We start from the raw sequence: 15916 nt of genomic DNA on the forward strand, positions 1-15916 counted from the left end.
CGGCCTCTCGGCGGACGTGCGCAGACTAAGGGGGTGAGCCCACTGCGATCGAGCACCCGCCGACGGCGGCGCAAGGGTGCCGGGCAGGACTCACGACGGCTGGTGGGGGCCACCGCCCTGGTGTCCGTGGCCTTCCTCGGCACGAGCGCCCTCGCGTACGTCTTCACCGTGCTGGCGGCCAGGCTGCTGGCGCCGGCCGCGTACGGGGAGCTCGCCGCGCTGCTCGGACTGCTGCTGGTGGGGTCCGTGCCCGGGACCGGCGTCCGCACCGCGATCGCGCTCCACCTCGGGGGCAGGTCCGGGGACCGCGAGGCGACCGCGCGGCTGCACGCGGTGATGCTCTCGGTCGGCCTGGGCGTGAGCCTGCTCGCTCTGCTGCTCGTGCCGGTCGTGGTCACGCTCCTGCACCTGCCCGCCGCCACGGCCGCGATCTGGCTGGCGCTGCTGCTCCTCCCGCAGACGCTGGGCGAGGGATACCAGGGGATGCTGCAGGGTGCGGCCCGCTACCGCCGGCTGGCTTGCGTCACGGTCGTCTTCGGCGTCTCAAAGCTGGTCGGCGGTGTCACCGGGCTGCTCGTCGGCGGCAGCTCCGCGTCCGCCTTGCTGGGCATGGCCGTCGGCGCGTCGCTCGGTGCACTGGGCGGCTGGCTCGGCGCCGGCCGGCCGGAGCTCCTCGGGCGGCTCCGGGCACCCCTGGGTGCGGCCCTGCGCGCGGCCGGCGCGCTGCTGGGCTTCGTGGTGCTGCTCAACCTCGACCTGCTCTTCGCCCGCCACCACCTGCCGGCCGCCGCCGCGGGCGAGTACGCGGTCGCCGCGATCATCACCAAGATCGCCTTCTGGCTGCCCCAGGGGGTGGGGGTGGTCCTGCTGCCGCGGCTGGCCCATGCCGCCGGCCGCCACGAGACGCTGCCGACCGCCCTGGCGGCGGTCGCGACGCTGGGTGCCGCCCTCACCCTGAGCACCGCGGCCCTCGGCGACTCGGCGCTCCCGCTGATCGGCGGCTCGGCCTACGGCGGCACGCTCGGGGCGGCCACCTGGCTGTTCGCCGCGCTGGGCACCCTGCTCGCCCTGGCACAGCTGCTGCTCTTCTCGGGCATCGCGACCGCCGACCGGCTGGCCACGGCGGCGGTCTGGACCGCGGCCGGCGTGGAGGCCGTCGTCGTCTCGGTCCTGGCGGCCACCGACCGGCTGTCGCCCCTCTCGCTCGTGGGCACCGCGTCCCTCACCGCGACGGCCCTGGTCACCATGGGCCTGGTCCGGCTGGCCCGCACGCGCGCCCGCACCCGTGCCGGCGAGCGCCCGGTCGTGCCGGCCGCCGAGGTGGTTCCCGCGCCCGGATCGTGATCGACGCCCCGCTCCCGGACGACTACTCCTCGACCGAACAGGGCAGGAGCGGACCGTGCCGGTCGATCCCCCGGGACCGACCGCAGGTCCGACCCCGAGCCGAGAGGAGCGCCGCCCATGGCGTCCGTCATCCACTACACGATCGCCACCGAGGCCGAGAAGAGCCCCGACTTCCGCCGGGTCCTCTGGACCGGCAAGAACACCCAGCTGGTCATCATGACGATCCCGCCGGGCGGGGAGATCGGCGAGGAGACGCACGAGGACATCGACCAGATCCTCACCTTCGTCAGCGGCATCGGGAAGGCGGTCATCTCCGGCAAGGAGAAGAACGTCGCCCAGGGTGACCTCGTCGTCGTCCCCGCCGGCACCAAGCACAACTTCGTCAACACCGGCCAGAACCCGCTGGTCCTCTACACCGTCTACGGCCCGCCGGAGCACGCCGACGGCGCGGTGCACAAGACCAAGGAGGAGGCCGACGAGGCCGAGGAGTCGGGCGAGGACGAGCCGCCGACCTCCTGACCGCGCACGCCCGTCGGGGCCGCCCTCGCCCGGGGGCGGCTCCGACGGCTGTTCCGCCCTGCCGACGGAGAGTCGTCGGCCGCGCGGGACCGGTATCGAGAGCCGCTGGTTCGTCGTCGGCCAGCGGTCCGGTGGTCTCGGTGGGCGCCGTCCTCCGCATCGCCCGCACGCTGATGACTCCCGGCCGCGGGGGCGACGTCTGCCGGGAGTTCACCCGGTGAACGGGCCGGGTGGTCGCCGTCCGGGAGCCGACGGGACACTTTCCCCATGACGGCGACCGGCTCCGCACCCGCTCCGCTGGCCACCGACCGCGATCTGGTGGCCGCCCTGCACGCCGCGGGGATCACCGACGTCGACGACTCGGGGCTGGCCCGCGCCCTCTACTCCTCCGATGCGTCGCTGTACCGGGTCCTGCCGCGCGCCGTCGTCCGGCCGCGTCACCCCGACGAGATCGTGGCCGCCGTGGAGGTGTGCCGCTCCCTGGGGGTCCCGCTCACCCCGCGCGGCGCCGGCACCTCCATCGCCGGCAACGCGGTGGGCACGGGCGTCGTGCTGGACACCAGCCGGTACCTGTCCCGGGTGCGCACCGTCGACGCCGAGGCCCGGACCGCGACGATCGACCCCGGCGTGGTCCAGGCGGCGCTGCAGACGGCCACGCGCCCGTACGGGCTGCGGTTCGGCCCCGATCCCAGCACGCACAACCGCTGCACGGTGGGCGGGATGATCGGCAACAACGCCTGCGGTTCGCGCGCCCTGGGCTACGGCCGGACGTCGGACAACGTCGTGGCCCTCGACGTGGTCACCGGGGGCGGCGACCGCCTGCAGGTCGGCCCGGGCACCGGTCCGCGGGAGGGCCTGCTCGCCGACCTGCACCGGCTGGTCGGGGCTGAGCTGGCCACCATCCGCACCGAGTTCGGCCGCTTCGGCCGGCAGGTGTCGGGCTACTCGCTGGAGCACCTGCTGCCCGAGCGCGGCTTCGACGTCGCCCGGGCCCTGGTCGGCAGCGAGGGCACCCTCGCCGTCGTCCTCGGCGCCACGGTGCGGCTGGTCACCGACGCGCCGGTGCGCGGCCTGGTCGTGCTCGGCTACCCCTCGATGGCCGACGCCGCCGACGCGACCCCCGGGCTGCTCCCCCACGAGCCGACCGCCGTCGAGGGGCTCGACCAGCGGATCGTGCAGCGGCTGCGCGACGTGCCGGCCGCGGTCGTCCCCGAGCTCCCCCGCGGCGACGGCTGGCTGATCGTGGAGCTGACCGGTGAGACGGTGGCCGAGGTGGCGGCCAAGGCCCGCGGGGTGCTCGCCGACGCGGCCGCCCTGGACTCCCTCGTCGTCACCGACCCCGCCGAGGCCGCCGCGATCTGGCGGATCCGCGAGGACGGCGCCGGGCTCGCCGCACGCACCTCCGACGGACGGCCGGCGCACGCGGGCTGGGAGGACGCCGCCGTCCCGGTCGAGCGGCTGGGCGACTACCTGCGCGGCTTCGAGGCGCTGCTCGACGGCCACGGGCTCCAGGGCGTCCCCTACGGGCACTTCGGCGACGGCTGCGTGCACGTGCGCATCGACTTCCCGTTCGGTGCCGGCGACGACGGCGGACGCGGTGCCTACCGGGCCTTCGTGGAGGACGCCGCCCGGCTCGTGTCCGGCTACGGGGGCTCGATCTCCGGGGAGCACGGCGACGGCCGGGCCCGCAGCGCGCTGCTGCCGCACATGTACTCCCCCGCCGCCCTCTCGCTGTTCGAGCGGGTCAAGGCCCTGTTCGACCCGGCCGACGTGCTCAACCCCGGGGTGCTCGTGCGCCCGGTGCCGGTCGAGGACGACGTCCGGGTGGCCGCCGCCCCGCGCCGGCGGGAGGGGCTCGCGCTGGCCTACCGGCACGACGGCGGCGACTTCTCCGCGGCCGTGCACCGCTGCACCGGCGTCGGGAAGTGCCGGGCCGACCTGCAGTCCTCCGGCGGCGTCATGTGCCCGTCCTGGCCGGCCACCCGGGAGGAGAAGGACACCACGCGGGGCCGGGCCCGCGTGCTGCAGGAGATGCTGGCGCCGGGCGGCCCGGTGCGCGACTGGCGCGCCCCCGAGGTGCACGAGGCCCTCGACCTCTGCCTGTCCTGCAAGGGCTGCTCGTCCGACTGCCCCACCGGGGTGGACATGGCCTCCTACAAGGCCGAGGTGCTGCACCAGTCCTACCGGCGGCGGCTGCGCCCGCGCGCGCACTACACGCTGGGCCGGCTGCCGTTCTGGTCCGACCTGGTGGCCCGGGCCCCGCGCCTGGTCAACGCGATGCTCGGCTCGGCGCTGGTCGGCTCCCTGGCCAAGTGGAGCGCGGGCATCGACCAGCGCCGCTCGGTGCCGACGTTCGCCCCCCGCACCTTCCGCCAGCTGTGGGCCGACCGGGCCGAGACCGGCGACGGGCCGCGGGTCGCGCTGTGGGTCGATTCGTTCACCGACCACTTCGCACCGGAGGTGGCGTCGGCCGCCGCGCGGGTGCTCACCGACGCCGGCTACCGCGTCGAGGTACCCGGCGCCGACACCTGCTGCGGGCTGACCTGGATCACCACCGGACAGCTCGACGCCGCGCGGCGCATCCTCGGTGGCACGGTGCGCGCCCTGGCGCCGATGGCGGCGGCCGGCGTCCCCATCGTCGGCATCGAGCCGTCCTGCACGGCCGTGCTGCGCAGCGAGGCGCTGGAGCTGGTCGGCGGCCCGGACGCCGAGCGGGTCGCCGCGGCCACCCGGACGCTCGCCGAGGTCCTCGCCGACACCCCCGGCTGGACGCCGCCGGCGCTCGACGGGCTGCAGGTCGTCGCCCAGCCGCACTGCCACCACGCCTCGGTGCTCGGCTGGTCGGCCGACGCGCGCCTCCTCGAGCGCGCGGGTGCCCGGGTGACGCGGCTCGGCGGCTGCTGCGGGCTCGCCGGCAACTGGGGGGTCGAGCGCGGCCACCACGACGTCTCGGTCGCGGTCGCCGAGCAGCAGCTGCTCCCCGCCGTGCGCGACCTGCCCGACGGCGCCGTCGTGGTGGCCGACGGCTTCTCCTGCCGGACCCAGCTCGACCAGCTGGCCGGCCGGCGCGGCAAGCACCTCGCCGAGCTGCTGGCGGAGCGGCTCGGCTGAGGGCGGGTCTGCGACGATGCCGGACGTGGAGCTCGAGGAGACCCTGCTGCCCGGTGTGGGCGTCCGGTACCAGATGCGCACCCGGTCGGGCCAGGTGCTCGGCATCGTCGTGCAGCGGGAGGGCGGCGCCGAGATCGCGGTGTTCGACCGGCGCGACCCCGACCAGGCGCGGGAGACGTTCCGGCTCGATGCCGAGGAGGTGGATGCCCTGGCCGAGGTGCTTGGCGCCCCCCGGCTGACCCAGCGGTTCGCCGACCTGTCCCGCGAGGTGCCCGGGCTGGAGTCGGCCCGGATCACCGTGCGCGAGGGCTCCCCGTTCGCCGGCCGGACCCTCGGTGACACCCGGGCCCGCACGCTCACCGGCTGCTCGGTGGTCGCGATCGTCCGCGGTGCCGACGTCGTCCCGTCGCCGTCCCCCGGGGACCCGCTGTCCGCCGGCGACGTCCTGGTCGCGATCGGCTCGGCGGCCGGACTGGAGCAGCTGGACCGGCGGCTCGCCGGCCGGGAGTAGCCCGCGTGGACCACGTCGCCGCGCTGCTGCTCGAGCTGGGCCTGCTCTTCCTCGGCCTCTCGGCGCTCGGGCTGCTCGCCCGGCGGCTGGGACTCTCCCCCATCCCGTTCATCCTCCTGGCCGCGCTGGCGGTCGGTGAGGGCGGCGTCGTGCCGCTGGCGAACGCCACACCGTTCCTGGAGGCGGCCGCGGAGATCGGCGTCGTCCTCCTGCTGCTCACCCTGGGGCTGGAGTTCTCCTCCACCGAGCTGTTCACCTCGCTGCGCCGGCACACGCCCTCGGGCCTCGTCGACCTGCTACTCAACGGGCCACCCGGCTTCGTCGCCGGGCTGCTGCTGGGGCTGCCCTGGCAGGGCGCGCTCGCGCTGGCCGGGGTCACGTACATCTCGTCCTCGGGCATCATCGCGCGGCTGCTCGGCGACCTGGGGCGGCTGGCCAACCGCGAGACCCCGGCGGTGCTGTCGGTGCTGGTGCTCGAGGACCTCGCGATGGCGCTGTTCCTGCCGCTGCTGGTCGTGGCGCTCGCCGGTCAGGGCCCGATGTCGGCCGTCGCCGGGGTCGGGCTCGCCGTCGGCGCCGTGCTGGTGGTGCTGCTGGCGGCGCAGCGGCACGGCCACCGGCTCGGCAGGCTGCTCAGCCACGACGACGACGAGCAGGTCATGCTCCGGCTCATCGGGCTCACGCTGCTCGTCGCCGGGGCGGCCCAGGCGATGGGCGCCTCGGCGGCGGTGGGCGCGTTCCTGGTCGGGCTCGCGCTCCCGGCGTCCTTCGCGGAGCGGGCACGGGCGATCCTCGGCCCGCTGCGCGACCTGTTCGCGGCCACGTTCTTCGTCGCCTTCGGCCTGGCCACCGATCCGGCGGCCATCCTGCCCGTGCTGCCCGCCGCCCTGGCGCTGGCCGCGGTCACCACCGTCACCAAGATCGGCACCGGGTGGTTCGCGGCCAAGCGGGACGGCGTCGCCGTCCCGGGGCGGCTGCGCGCCGGCACCGCGCTCGTGGCCCGCGGGGAGTTCTCGATCGTGATCGCCGGGCTGGCGGTCGCCGCGGGGATCCCGGCGGTCGGGCCGGTCGCCACGGGCTACGTGCTGGTCCTCGCGGTCAGCGGACCGGTGCTCACCCGCTTCGTGGAGCCGCTGACCGGCCGGATGCTGCGCCGCGCGGCCCCCGTTTGAGCGGCCTCAGGCCGCGGCGTCGTCCCGCCGGGTCCGCGCCGCGGTCAGCACGTACGGCGTCAGCACCTCGGCGATGCGGGCGTAACCGGCCGACGACGGGTGGAACCGGTCGGCGGAGAACAGCGCCGGGTCGGCCACGAAGGCCCGCGCCACCTCGTCCGCCACCGGCGCCACCGTCGCGCCGCCGGTGGTGGCCACGTGCGCCTGCCGCTGCTGCAGGAGCGCGCAGGCCCCGCGCACCAGGGCGCGCAGCGCCGGGGGCACGAACGGGACCATCGACATGTCCGGAGCCGGCACGACGACGACGTCGGTGCCGCCGGCCCGCAGCGCGGTCACCGCCGCCGTCAGCGCGGCGGCGGCCTGCTCGACCGGCACGAACCGGGCGAGGTCGTTGGCCCCGACGACGACGACGGCGAGGCCGGCCGACAGGGGCAGCGCCCGCCGCACCTGGTCGGCCAGGCCGGCCGAGACGGCACCGGGGACGGCGAGGACGTGCAGGTCGACGTCGAACCCGTCGTCGGTCAGCGCGCGGACCAGCCGCGGCCCGAGGGCGTCGGAGGGGCGGGCGGCGCCGGTACCGAAGGCGAGCGAGTCACCGAGGACGGCGAGGCGGAGCGGAGTGCGGACCACGCCCGGTGCAACGACCGGGGGCGACCCGCTATGCCGCTCAGCGACCGCGCCACGCCGGGGGCCGCCGCTCGGCGAACGCGGTCGACCCCTCCCGGGCGTCCTCCGAGGCGAACACCGGCCGCACCACCTCGTCCTGGCGGTCCCACGCCTCCTCGGCACCCCAGGACGGCGCGGACAGCACGACCTGCTTGGTGGCGGCGACGGCGAGCGGCCCGTTGGCGGCGATGACCTCGGCGAGCGCGAGCGCGGCGTCCAGCGCCGCCCCCTCGTCGACGAGACGGTTGACCAGGCCCACCGCGGTGGCGCGCTCGGCGTCCATCGGCTCACCGGTGAGCAGCATCTCCAGCGCCACGGCGCGCGGCACCCGCTGCGGCAGGAGCAGGGCCGCCCCGCCGGCGGCGACCAGCGACCGCTTCACCTCCGGGACGCCGAAGCGCGCCGTCCGCGCGGCGACGACCAGGTCGCAGGCGAGGACCAGCTCGAAACCGCCGGCCAGCGCCCACCCCTCGACGGCCGCGATCAACGGCTTGCGCGGCGGCGTGCGGGTGATGCCGCACAGGCCCCGGCCCTCGACGGACGGGCTCTCGCCGCGGAGGAACGCCTTGAGGTCCATGCCCGACGAGAAGGTGCCACCCGCACCGGTGAGGATCCCGGCGCGCAGCTCGCCGTCGGCGTCCATCTCGTCCACGGCGGCGGCCACCGCCCGGGCGACGTCGGCGTCGAGCGCGTTCCGCGCCTCCGGCCGGTTGATCGTGATCACCTGGACCGCACCGCGGCGCTCCACCAGGACGGACTCGGGCACGGTTCCTCCAACGGGTGCGGGAACGGAACGGGGCCGGGCCGCCGGTACGGCTGCCCGGCCCCGTGACGTACTGGGGGTGCTGCCTCAGGCCTTCGGGCCGCCGGCGGCGTAGACCACCTGGCCGGACACGAATCCGGCGCCCTCGCTGACGAAGAACGACACCAGGTGCGCGATGTCCTCCGGCTTGCCGGTGCGGGCGACCGGGATCTGCGAGGCCGCGCCCTTGATGAAGTCGTCGAACGGGATGCCCATGCGGTCGGCCGTCGCCTTGGTCATCTCCGTCTCGATGAAGCCCGGGGCGATGGCGTTGGCGGTGACGCCGAACTTGCCCAGCTCGATGGCGAGGGTCTTGGTGAAGCCCTGCAGGCCGGCCTTGGCCGTCGAGTAGTTGGCCTGGCCGCGGTTGCCCAGCGCCGAGGTGCTGGACAGGTTGACGATGCGACCCCACTTCTGGTCGATCATGTGCTTCTGGGCGGCCCGGGTCATGAGGAAGGCGCCGCGCAGGTGCACGTTCATGACGATGTCCCAGTCGGACTCGCTCATCTTGAACAGCATGTTGTCGCGCAGGACGCCGGCATTGTTGACCAGCACGGTCGGGGCGCCGAGCTCGCTCGCGATGCGCGCGACGGCCGCCTCCACCTGCTCGGAGTCGCTGACGTCCGCCCCGACGGCCAGCGCGCGGCCGCCTGCGGCCTCGATCTGCTCGACGGTGCTCTTGGCCTGCCCCTCGTCCAGGTCCAGGACGGCGACGGCGAAGCCGTCCTGGGCCAGCCGCAGCGCGGTCGCCGCGCCGATGCCACGGGCCGCGCCGGTCACGATGGCCACGCGGGACGGTGCCCCCGTGGTGCCTGCCTCGCTCATGTCGTTCCCTTCGTCTCGGATGCCGGCGGCAACCGGGGCGGAAGGCCCCGGCGCGCGGCGAGCTGCGCCCGACACGTTACGGCCGCCGGTCGAGGCGCCGGTCACAAGGTCCGGTGGCGGGCCGGGCGGCCCCCCGTCGACCACCTCGACGTGCGCGAAGCCCTCGGCGGTGGACGGCGGGACGAGCCGCGCCCGGGTCGCGAGCACGCCGACCAGCGGTACCCGTGCCCGGCCCGTGCGGCCGGCGTTGCGGGCCAGGCAGACCTCCGGCGGGGTGGCGAACCAGACCGCCCGCACCGGCACCCCCGCCTGCCGGGCCAGGGCGACCAGCGCCGCCCGGTCGTCCGGCGACGGGTTGGTGTTGTCGACGACGACGCTCCGCCCCTCGGCCAGGAGCTCGGCGACCACCCGCTGCTGACGGGCCTCGCGACGCCGGGCGTTGGGCCAGTGGTCCTTGCTCACCACGGCGTGCGTGGCCGCCAGGTGCCGCCGGACCCACGTGCTCTTCCCGCTGCCCTGCAGACCCACGAGGACGACCAGTTCCTGCCCCGGGCCGGTGCAGCTCAGCGCGTACCCACCTCGCCGGCCGGCTGCTCCACCGTCTCCTGCTCCACCGTCTCCTGCTCCACCGTCTCCTGCTCCACCGTCTCCTGCTCCGCCCGGCGGTGCGGGTGGTGGGACACGCGCCGGATCGACGCGAGCGTCGCGTGGCGGTCCGCCATCCGCCGGCGGGCCCGCACGGTGCGGGGGGCGCGGGGCTCCTCGCGCAGCAGCGCGTCCAGCCAGTGCGCACGGGGGTCGACGTCGACCAGCAGCGCTTTGACCAGCAGGGTGAGCGGGATGGCCAGCAGCGCCCCGAGGGCGCCGAGCACCCAGCCCCAGAAGAGCAGCGCGACGAACGTGACGGTCATGGAGAGGCCCACCGAGTCACCCACGAAGCGCGGCTGGATCAGCGTCTGGACGACGAAGTTCAGCAGCGAGTAGACGACGATGATCGCGACCAGGTCACCCCAGCCACCGGCGAGCAGCCCCAGCAGCGCCGGCGGTGCGACGCCCAGGACGAAGCCGATGTTGGGCACGTAGTTGGTGATGAAGGCCAGCAGCCCCCACAGCGGCGCGGCCGGCACGTCGAGCATGGCCAGGGCGATCGTGTCGCCGACCGCCACGATCGCGCCGAACACCGTGCTCACCAGCAGGTAGCTGCGGGTGCCGTGCGTGAACAGCTTGATCGCCACCGGCAGGTGCGGACGCTCGGCGCCGACGAGCGCCATCCGCCGGCCGAAGCCGCTGGACTCGATGGACATGAACACCAGGGCCGAGAGCAGCAGCAGCAGCATCGTCGCCGCGTCGGTGAGCCGGGCGAGCAGATCGGTGGCCAGACCGACCAGCGAGCCGTAGTCGATCTGCGCCACCAGGTCGGAGAGCTGGCCGGAGACGATCCCCGCGTTGTTGAGGTCGGCGACGACGTCGTTGATCAGCGCCTCTGCGCGGCCGGCGTACGCGGGCAGCAGCGCCGCGAACTGGGCGACGGAGATGACGAGGAGGGCGACGAACGCCAGCAGCACCGTCCACACGAGCAGGAGGAGCACGGTGGTGGCCAGCCAGCGCGGTGTGCCGATCCGGCGCAGCCAGTGCTGCACGGGGCTCAGCGCGATGACCACGACGAGGGCCAGGAACACCGGGGCGACCAGCCAGGCCACCGCCTGCAGGCCCGCGACGGCGATCGTGGCGGCGGCCGCCCCACCCACCAGGAGCAGCCAGCGCGGCAGCCCCGTCGACGGCGCCTCGGCGACCGGCTCGGCGACCGGCTCGGAGTCGGGCAGCGCCTCGGGCAGCCCGGGCGTGGCGTGGGCCACCTCGGGCGGCGCGTCCGGCGCCGTCCCTCGTCCCTCCGGCCGGATCGCTCCCCCTGTTCCCGGCAGGTCACGCTGTGCCGTCATGCCTGCCCCTCCTCCTCGGTACGCCTGTCCGCCCGCCCGCCCGCCCGCGCCGCGCGCCCGCGGTCAGCCGCGGGCGTCCAGCAGCGCGGTCATGGCGGGCAGGTCGAAGAAGGCGGCGGTCGCCCGGGCGCTCGGACCACCCGCGTCGGGGTCGGCACCGGCATCGAGCAGCAGCTGCACGGTCTCGGTCGACTGGCGGAAGACCGCGGCGGCCAGCGCGGTCTGCCCCCGGTCGTTGGCGCGGTCGTGGTCGGCGCCGCGCTCCAGCAGCGCGGCCACGGTGCCGGGGTGTCCGTGGTAGGCGGCGAGGAGGAGCAGCGTGTCGCCCTTGTCGTTGGTGAGGTTCACCGGGACGCCCGCATCGACGTACTCGGTGAGCTCCTGCGTGTGCCCGCCGCGGGCGAGGTCGAAGACACGCCCGGCGAGTTCGATGACTCCGGGGTCGATCGGCTGGCCGCTCACACCGCCCAGCGTAGGAGACCGCCGCCGCCCGGGCCCGGACCGCCGGATCGACCTGCCGGGCAGCTGATCAGTCGCGGGCGACGCGGTCGGTGAGGGCGAGCACGTGCTCCCAGGCCTCGCGGCAGGCGTCGGCCCACTCGTCGTGCGCGCGGTCGAAGAACGAGTGCGGCGCGCCGTCGTGGACGACGGCGTCCACGGCGGCCCCGGCGGCGCGCATGCGTTCGGCCAGGGCCAGCTGGTCCTCGACCGGCGTGACCGTGTCGGCGCCGGCGATCAGCATCAGCGTGGGCAGCCGGGCGTCATCGGCCGCGTCCCCGACGAGGGCCGGCCGCCCGTAGAACCCGGCGCAGCCGGCCAGGTCCAGCTGCCCGCCGGCCAGCCGCCAGGACTGGCTGCCGCCGAAGCAGAAGCCGACCGTCACCACCGGCAGGTCCGCGCCGGACTCCGCGCGCAGGTGCGTGATCGCGGCCCCGACGTCGGCGTCGATGCCCTCGGGGGTCGTGCGCGGGACGTGCGACTGCCAGGGGAAGTCCTCGGGCCGCACCCCGTCGGCGCAGACGCCGGCCGTCCGGCCGAACCAGTCGATGGCCACCGCCGCCAGGCCGGCCTCGGCGAACCGCGCGGTCAGCGCCACGTAGTAGGGGTGCAGGCCCCGGATGTCCGGCAGCAGCACGACCCCGACCCGGGCCGGCTCGCCCGGCAACGCGGTGGCCACGGAGAACTCGGTGCCGTCCGCGGCCGTGAGGGTGCCCTGCCGGCGCCGGCCGACCGGGCCGGTGCGGGGCGGGGCCGGCGGGCGGCTGTCGTGGCCGTGGCACACGGCGTTCCTCCCGTCGGCTCAGCTGCCGGCGGCCGCGGCAGCCGCCTCCGGGCGCCCGCCGAACACCGTGGCGGCGACCTCGCGCCGGGCCGCGGACAGCCACCGGTGCTGCCGGCCGGTCTGCTCGACGAGCCGCGCGTGGAGGTCCGCGTCGACCCGGCGGTCGACCTGGCCGAGCGCGGAGAGGGTCTGGAACCCCTGCCGCATGGCCAGCACCGCCGTGACCGCGATCTCGAACTCCAGCAGGTCGCTCAGCGGCGACCGGGTGAGCAGCCGGCCGTTGAGCGCGCCCCGGCCCAGCTTCTCGGCCACCCAGACCGCCGCGAGCTTGTACCGGCGCACCGGCAGGCCCATGGCGCCCATCGTGGTCCGCAGCGCCGCCCGCTGCTCGCGCAGCTCGTCGAGCAACCGCTCCAGGGGCTCCTCGAAGCGGGAGCCGCGGTGCCGGCCGAGCATCCGCCCGACCAGCTCGATCAGCCCGGTCGCCGCGGCCAGGTGGTCGTTGCAGTAGACGGCCAGGAGGTCGGGGTTGCGGACGGCACCGGTGGCCGGCGGTTCGGGCACGGCGCCTCCAGACGGGACGGTGGGGACGCCGACCATTCTCGCCGCGCGCGGATCACCCCGCGCGGTGTGCGGTCAGCTGCGCAGCAGCGCCACGACGCCGACGCAGGCGACCGCCCAGAGGGCGCTGGCCAGCGTGCCGACGATGAAGCGCTCGGCGGCGGCCGGTGCGCGCAGCTCCGAGAAGCGCCCCAGCCCCTTGACGGCGAGGATCACCGCGAGCCCCTCGGGCCACCCGGCCAGCAGCGTCGCGGCGATCGCGGTGCGCTCGAGCACCCCGATCCACGCCCCGCCGCGCAGGATGTCGGGGTCCTGCGGGCCACCGGACACCCCGGTCGCGGCCGGGTCGGCGGCGTGCAGCACGGCCGTCGCGACCGGCCCGCCCCCGGCGACGGCCGCGAGGAGCGCGAGGACCGCACCGGCCTGCACCGCGCCGGCGCCCCCCGTCCCCAGCCAGGCGAGGCCACCGGCGACGGCGAGCGCCACGCCGAGGGCCACGGCACCCCCGGTGGCCCCCCGCCGCTCGCCGCGGAGGGCGAGGGCCAGCCCGGCCAGGGCGATGAGGCTCAGCAGGACCAGCGCGCCGGCCGTCATCCCGCCGCCCGCTGCAGGAGCCGGGCCGCCGTGGGGCGCAGCTCCCTTTCCAGCTCCCAGCCGGCGGCGGTCAGCCGCTGCCCCACCGCCTGGCGCGAGATGCCGAGCGCGGCGGCCGCCTCGGCCTGCGTCCGCCCGTCCTCCACCAGTTCGATCGCCTCCCACGCCTGGTCGCTGCGCCGGCCGACGAGGACGACGAGCGCGCTCAGCACCGACTGCGCGTCGGCCGCGTCCGCGGGCGCCGCGCCCCGGACGGCCAGTCTGGCCGGTCGCTGCTTCGCCGCGTCCACGGCCCGCCGGGCGCAGAGGAAGGCCGGCCCGGTGGCGGCCCGGGTGCTCGGCGGCAGCGGCGTCTGGACGGCGCCCGCGCCGATCCCGATGCTCCAGCCGCCCAGCCGGGCCAGACGGACGACGACGTCGACGACGACCTCGGAGGTGTCCAGCACGCCCTGGAACTCGTCACCGGCCGTCCGCTCGAAGCCCAGCAGGGTGCGCACCTCCCCGAGCTCCGCCAGGACGCCGGCGACCCGGTCGGGTCCGCGCCGGCTCCCCCGTTGGTCGACGGTCAGGACGAAGGGCATGTCGCAAGCCTGGCAGCTTTCCTCCTGTGAGGCAAGGCTCAGAACTTGTCGGCCACCCCGGCGGGGAAGCCGCCGGTGGCCACCGGGCCCCAGCCGGTGATCGTGATCCGCAGCAGGGACTTCCCCTGCCGGGTCATGGCCGCGCGGTACTCGTCCCAGTCGGGGTGCTCCCCGCTGATCGAGCGGTAGTAGTCGACCAGCGGCTCGAGCGCCTCGGGCAGGTCGAGCACCTCGGCCTCGCCGTCGAGCTGGACCCAGGGGCCGTCCCACTCGTCGGAGAGGACGCACAGCGACACCCGCCCGTCCCTGCGGGCATTGGTCACCTTCGCCCGCTGCGGATAGGTCGAGACCACGATCCGCCCCTCGGCGTCGACGCCGCAGGTGACCGGTGACAGCTGGACCCCGTCGTCGCGCCGGCGGGTGACCAGCACGGCCCGGTGGCGCGGGCGGAGGAACTCCAGCAGGGCGGTGCGGTCGACGCGGTCGGCGGTGGCGATCCTCGGCATGGGGTGGACGGTACGACGCGGGTGTGATGATCGTTTCCCACCCGGTCGCGCCCCGTCATGTGTGCTGAGATCGGAGCATGAGGATCCGCGTGCCCGGTCGCACCGACTCCCCACCGGACGAGACGACCGACGAGGTCGAGCCCGACCAGCCGATCCCGGAGTCCGGCGTCCGACCCGCCACCCACGCCCCCGCCCCGACCACCCAGCGCGGGGAGCGCCTCCGGCGGGCCAGCCGGTCACTGGCCATCGCCTCGGCCGAGCTGCTGCTCGTCGTCGGCGGGGTGATCGTCCTCGGCTACGTCATCGGGAAACTGTGGGTCGTCCTGCTCCCCGTCGTCCTCGCGCTGCTGTTCACCACGGTGCTGTGGCCGCCCACGCGTTTCCTCCGCAACCACGCCTGGCCGGCGGCCCTGGCCGCGCTCACCGTGCTCCTCACGTTCCTCGCCGCCTTCGGCGGCATCATCGCGCTGATCGCCCCGCCCGTCGTGGGCCAGATCGAGGAGCTCGCCGCCGGCGTCAGCGTCGGCCTGGAGCAGCTGCAGCAGTGGCTGACCGGCCCGCCGTTCAACCTCGGCGAGGAGCAGATCGGCAGCGCGATCGAGCAGGCCACGGACACCATCCAGGGCAACGCCCAGAACATCGCCGGCTACGCCGTCACCGGCGCCACGGCGATCGGCGGCATCCTGATCAACCTGGCCCTCGCCCTGGTGCTGACCTTCTTCTTCCTGAAGGACGGCCCCCGCTGGGTCCCGTGGCTGGCCGCGCAGACCGGCCCGCCCGCCGCGCCGCACGTGGCAGCGCTGTCCTACAAGACGTGGTCGACGCTGTCGGAGTTCATCCGCCAGCAGGCCCTGGTCGGCCTGTTCGACGCGGTCTTCATCGCCCTGGGCCTGTGGATCCTCGGCGTGCCGCTGGTCCTGCCCCTGGCGGTGCTCACCTTCTTCGGCGCGTTCGTGCCGATCATCGGCGCCTTCGTCGCCGGCGGCTTCGCCGTGCTGATCGCTCTGGTGGACAGCGGGATCACGACGGCGCTGATCGTGCTGGGCATCGTCCTCCTCGTGCAGCAGATCGAGGGCAACATCCTGCAGCCGATCCTGCAGGGCCGCGGGCTGAACCTGCACGCCGCCGTGGTCATCCTGGCCGTCACCGCGGGCGCCAGCCTGGCCGGCATCATCGGCGCCTTCCTCGCCGTCCCGGTGACCGCGCTCATCGCCGTGTCGTACCGCTACGCGCGGGACCAGCTCGACGGGAAGTCACCGGAGATCTTCCCGGACGGCACCCGGGCGCAGATCGTGGAGGACCCGGTCGGCGCCCACCTCGAGCGCGAGGCGGCGACGGCGCCGGAAGGCCCGGCCGACGTCGACGCGGGCGACGGCGCGGCGGGGGCGACCCGAGCGCCGCGCTAGCTGCCCCGTCCGGGCGACCCCGCCGGGGAATGCGGGGGGCCGCGACGCAGCTGTACCCGGAGGCGCGAACGGGTGTTCCGCCGAACCGACCGCCAG

Annotated in this window: 16 protein-coding genes; 6 read left to right on the forward strand and 10 right to left on the reverse strand. The window is 75.7% G+C overall.

The window, feature by feature from the left end:
- Positions 1 to 33 precede the first annotated feature (33 nt).
- The 5 genes from ABDB74_RS12170 (at position 34) to ABDB74_RS12190 (ending at position 6657) form a co-directional block, all read left to right on the forward strand.
- Positions 34 to 1344: a hypothetical protein gene (locus ABDB74_RS12170; protein WP_346618804.1), complete on the forward strand. Its 1311-nt coding sequence runs from the start codon at positions 34 to 36 to the stop codon at positions 1342 to 1344.
- Positions 1345 to 1461: 117 nt separating this feature from the next.
- Entirely contained in the window at positions 1462 to 1863 is a 402-nt protein-coding gene (locus ABDB74_RS12175; RefSeq protein ID WP_346618806.1) for a cupin domain-containing protein, read from the forward strand.
- 267 nt (positions 1864 to 2130) lie between these two features.
- The gene (locus ABDB74_RS12180; RefSeq protein WP_346618807.1) at positions 2131 to 4974 is read left to right on the forward strand and encodes an FAD-binding and (Fe-S)-binding domain-containing protein; all 2844 of its coding nucleotides are present in this window, start codon (positions 2131 to 2133) and stop codon (positions 4972 to 4974) included.
- 25 nt (positions 4975 to 4999) lie between these two features.
- A complete protein-coding gene (locus ABDB74_RS12185; protein WP_346618808.1) occupies positions 5000 to 5485 on the forward strand; it encodes a cation:proton antiporter regulatory subunit in 486 nt (161 codons plus the stop codon).
- A gap of 5 nt (positions 5486 to 5490) precedes the next feature.
- Positions 5491 to 6657, forward strand: coding sequence for a cation:proton antiporter (locus ABDB74_RS12190; RefSeq protein ID WP_346618809.1), 1167 nt, complete (start codon positions 5491 to 5493; stop codon positions 6655 to 6657).
- A 6-nt stretch (positions 6658 to 6663) separates the two neighbouring features.
- Here ABDB74_RS12190 and ABDB74_RS12195 read toward each other — a convergent pair whose 3' ends face one another.
- The 10 genes from ABDB74_RS12195 to ABDB74_RS12240 all read right to left on the reverse strand — a co-directional run bounded on the left by ABDB74_RS12195 (position 6664) and on the right by ABDB74_RS12240 (position 14414).
- Complete coding sequence (locus ABDB74_RS12195; protein WP_346618811.1) at positions 6664 to 7287, reverse strand: SGNH/GDSL hydrolase family protein; 624 nt, start codon at positions 7285 to 7287, stop codon at positions 6664 to 6666.
- 37 nt (positions 7288 to 7324) lie between these two features.
- On the reverse strand, positions 7325 to 8089 hold the full coding sequence (locus ABDB74_RS12200; protein WP_346618812.1) for a crotonase/enoyl-CoA hydratase family protein: 765 nt from the start codon (positions 8087 to 8089) through the stop codon (positions 7325 to 7327).
- An 84-nt stretch (positions 8090 to 8173) separates the two neighbouring features.
- Positions 8174 to 9478, reverse strand: a complete 1305-nt coding sequence (gene fabG / locus ABDB74_RS12205; protein WP_346618813.1) for a 3-oxoacyl-ACP reductase FabG — start codon at positions 9476 to 9478, stop codon at positions 8174 to 8176.
- A gap of 35 nt (positions 9479 to 9513) precedes the next feature.
- Entirely contained in the window at positions 9514 to 10890 is a 1377-nt protein-coding gene (locus tag ABDB74_RS12210) for an AI-2E family transporter (RefSeq protein WP_346618814.1), read from the reverse strand.
- A gap of 63 nt (positions 10891 to 10953) precedes the next feature.
- Complete coding sequence (locus ABDB74_RS12215) at positions 10954 to 11352, reverse strand: ankyrin repeat domain-containing protein (protein ID WP_346618815.1); 399 nt, start codon at positions 11350 to 11352, stop codon at positions 10954 to 10956.
- 67 nt (positions 11353 to 11419) lie between these two features.
- Positions 11420 to 12172, reverse strand: coding sequence for a dienelactone hydrolase family protein (locus ABDB74_RS12220; protein ID WP_346618816.1), 753 nt, complete (start codon positions 12170 to 12172; stop codon positions 11420 to 11422).
- An 18-nt stretch (positions 12173 to 12190) separates the two neighbouring features.
- Entirely contained in the window at positions 12191 to 12736 is a 546-nt protein-coding gene (locus ABDB74_RS12225) for a hypothetical protein (protein ID WP_346618817.1), read from the reverse strand.
- Between the two features lie 72 nt (positions 12737 to 12808).
- A complete protein-coding gene (locus ABDB74_RS12230; protein WP_346618818.1) occupies positions 12809 to 13327 on the reverse strand; it encodes a hypothetical protein in 519 nt (172 codons plus the stop codon).
- A complete protein-coding gene (locus ABDB74_RS12235) occupies positions 13324 to 13908 on the reverse strand; it encodes a hypothetical protein (RefSeq protein ID WP_346618820.1) in 585 nt (194 codons plus the stop codon). The genes ABDB74_RS12230 and ABDB74_RS12235 overlap by 4 nt, the downstream gene beginning before the upstream one ends.
- Positions 13909 to 13946: 38 nt before the next feature.
- The gene (locus tag ABDB74_RS12240; RefSeq protein WP_346618821.1) at positions 13947 to 14414 is read right to left on the reverse strand and encodes a PPOX class F420-dependent oxidoreductase; all 468 of its coding nucleotides are present in this window, start codon (positions 14412 to 14414) and stop codon (positions 13947 to 13949) included.
- Between the two features lie 89 nt (positions 14415 to 14503).
- Here ABDB74_RS12240 and ABDB74_RS12245 point away from each other — a divergent pair, with 89 nt between their 5' ends.
- Positions 14504 to 15820, forward strand: coding sequence for an AI-2E family transporter (locus ABDB74_RS12245; protein WP_346618822.1), 1317 nt, complete (start codon positions 14504 to 14506; stop codon positions 15818 to 15820).
- Positions 15821 to 15916: the final 96 nt, after the last annotated feature.

The organism is Blastococcus sp. HT6-4 (assembly GCF_039679125.1).
Taxonomy (GTDB): domain Bacteria; phylum Actinomycetota; class Actinomycetes; order Mycobacteriales; family Geodermatophilaceae; genus Blastococcus; species Blastococcus montanus.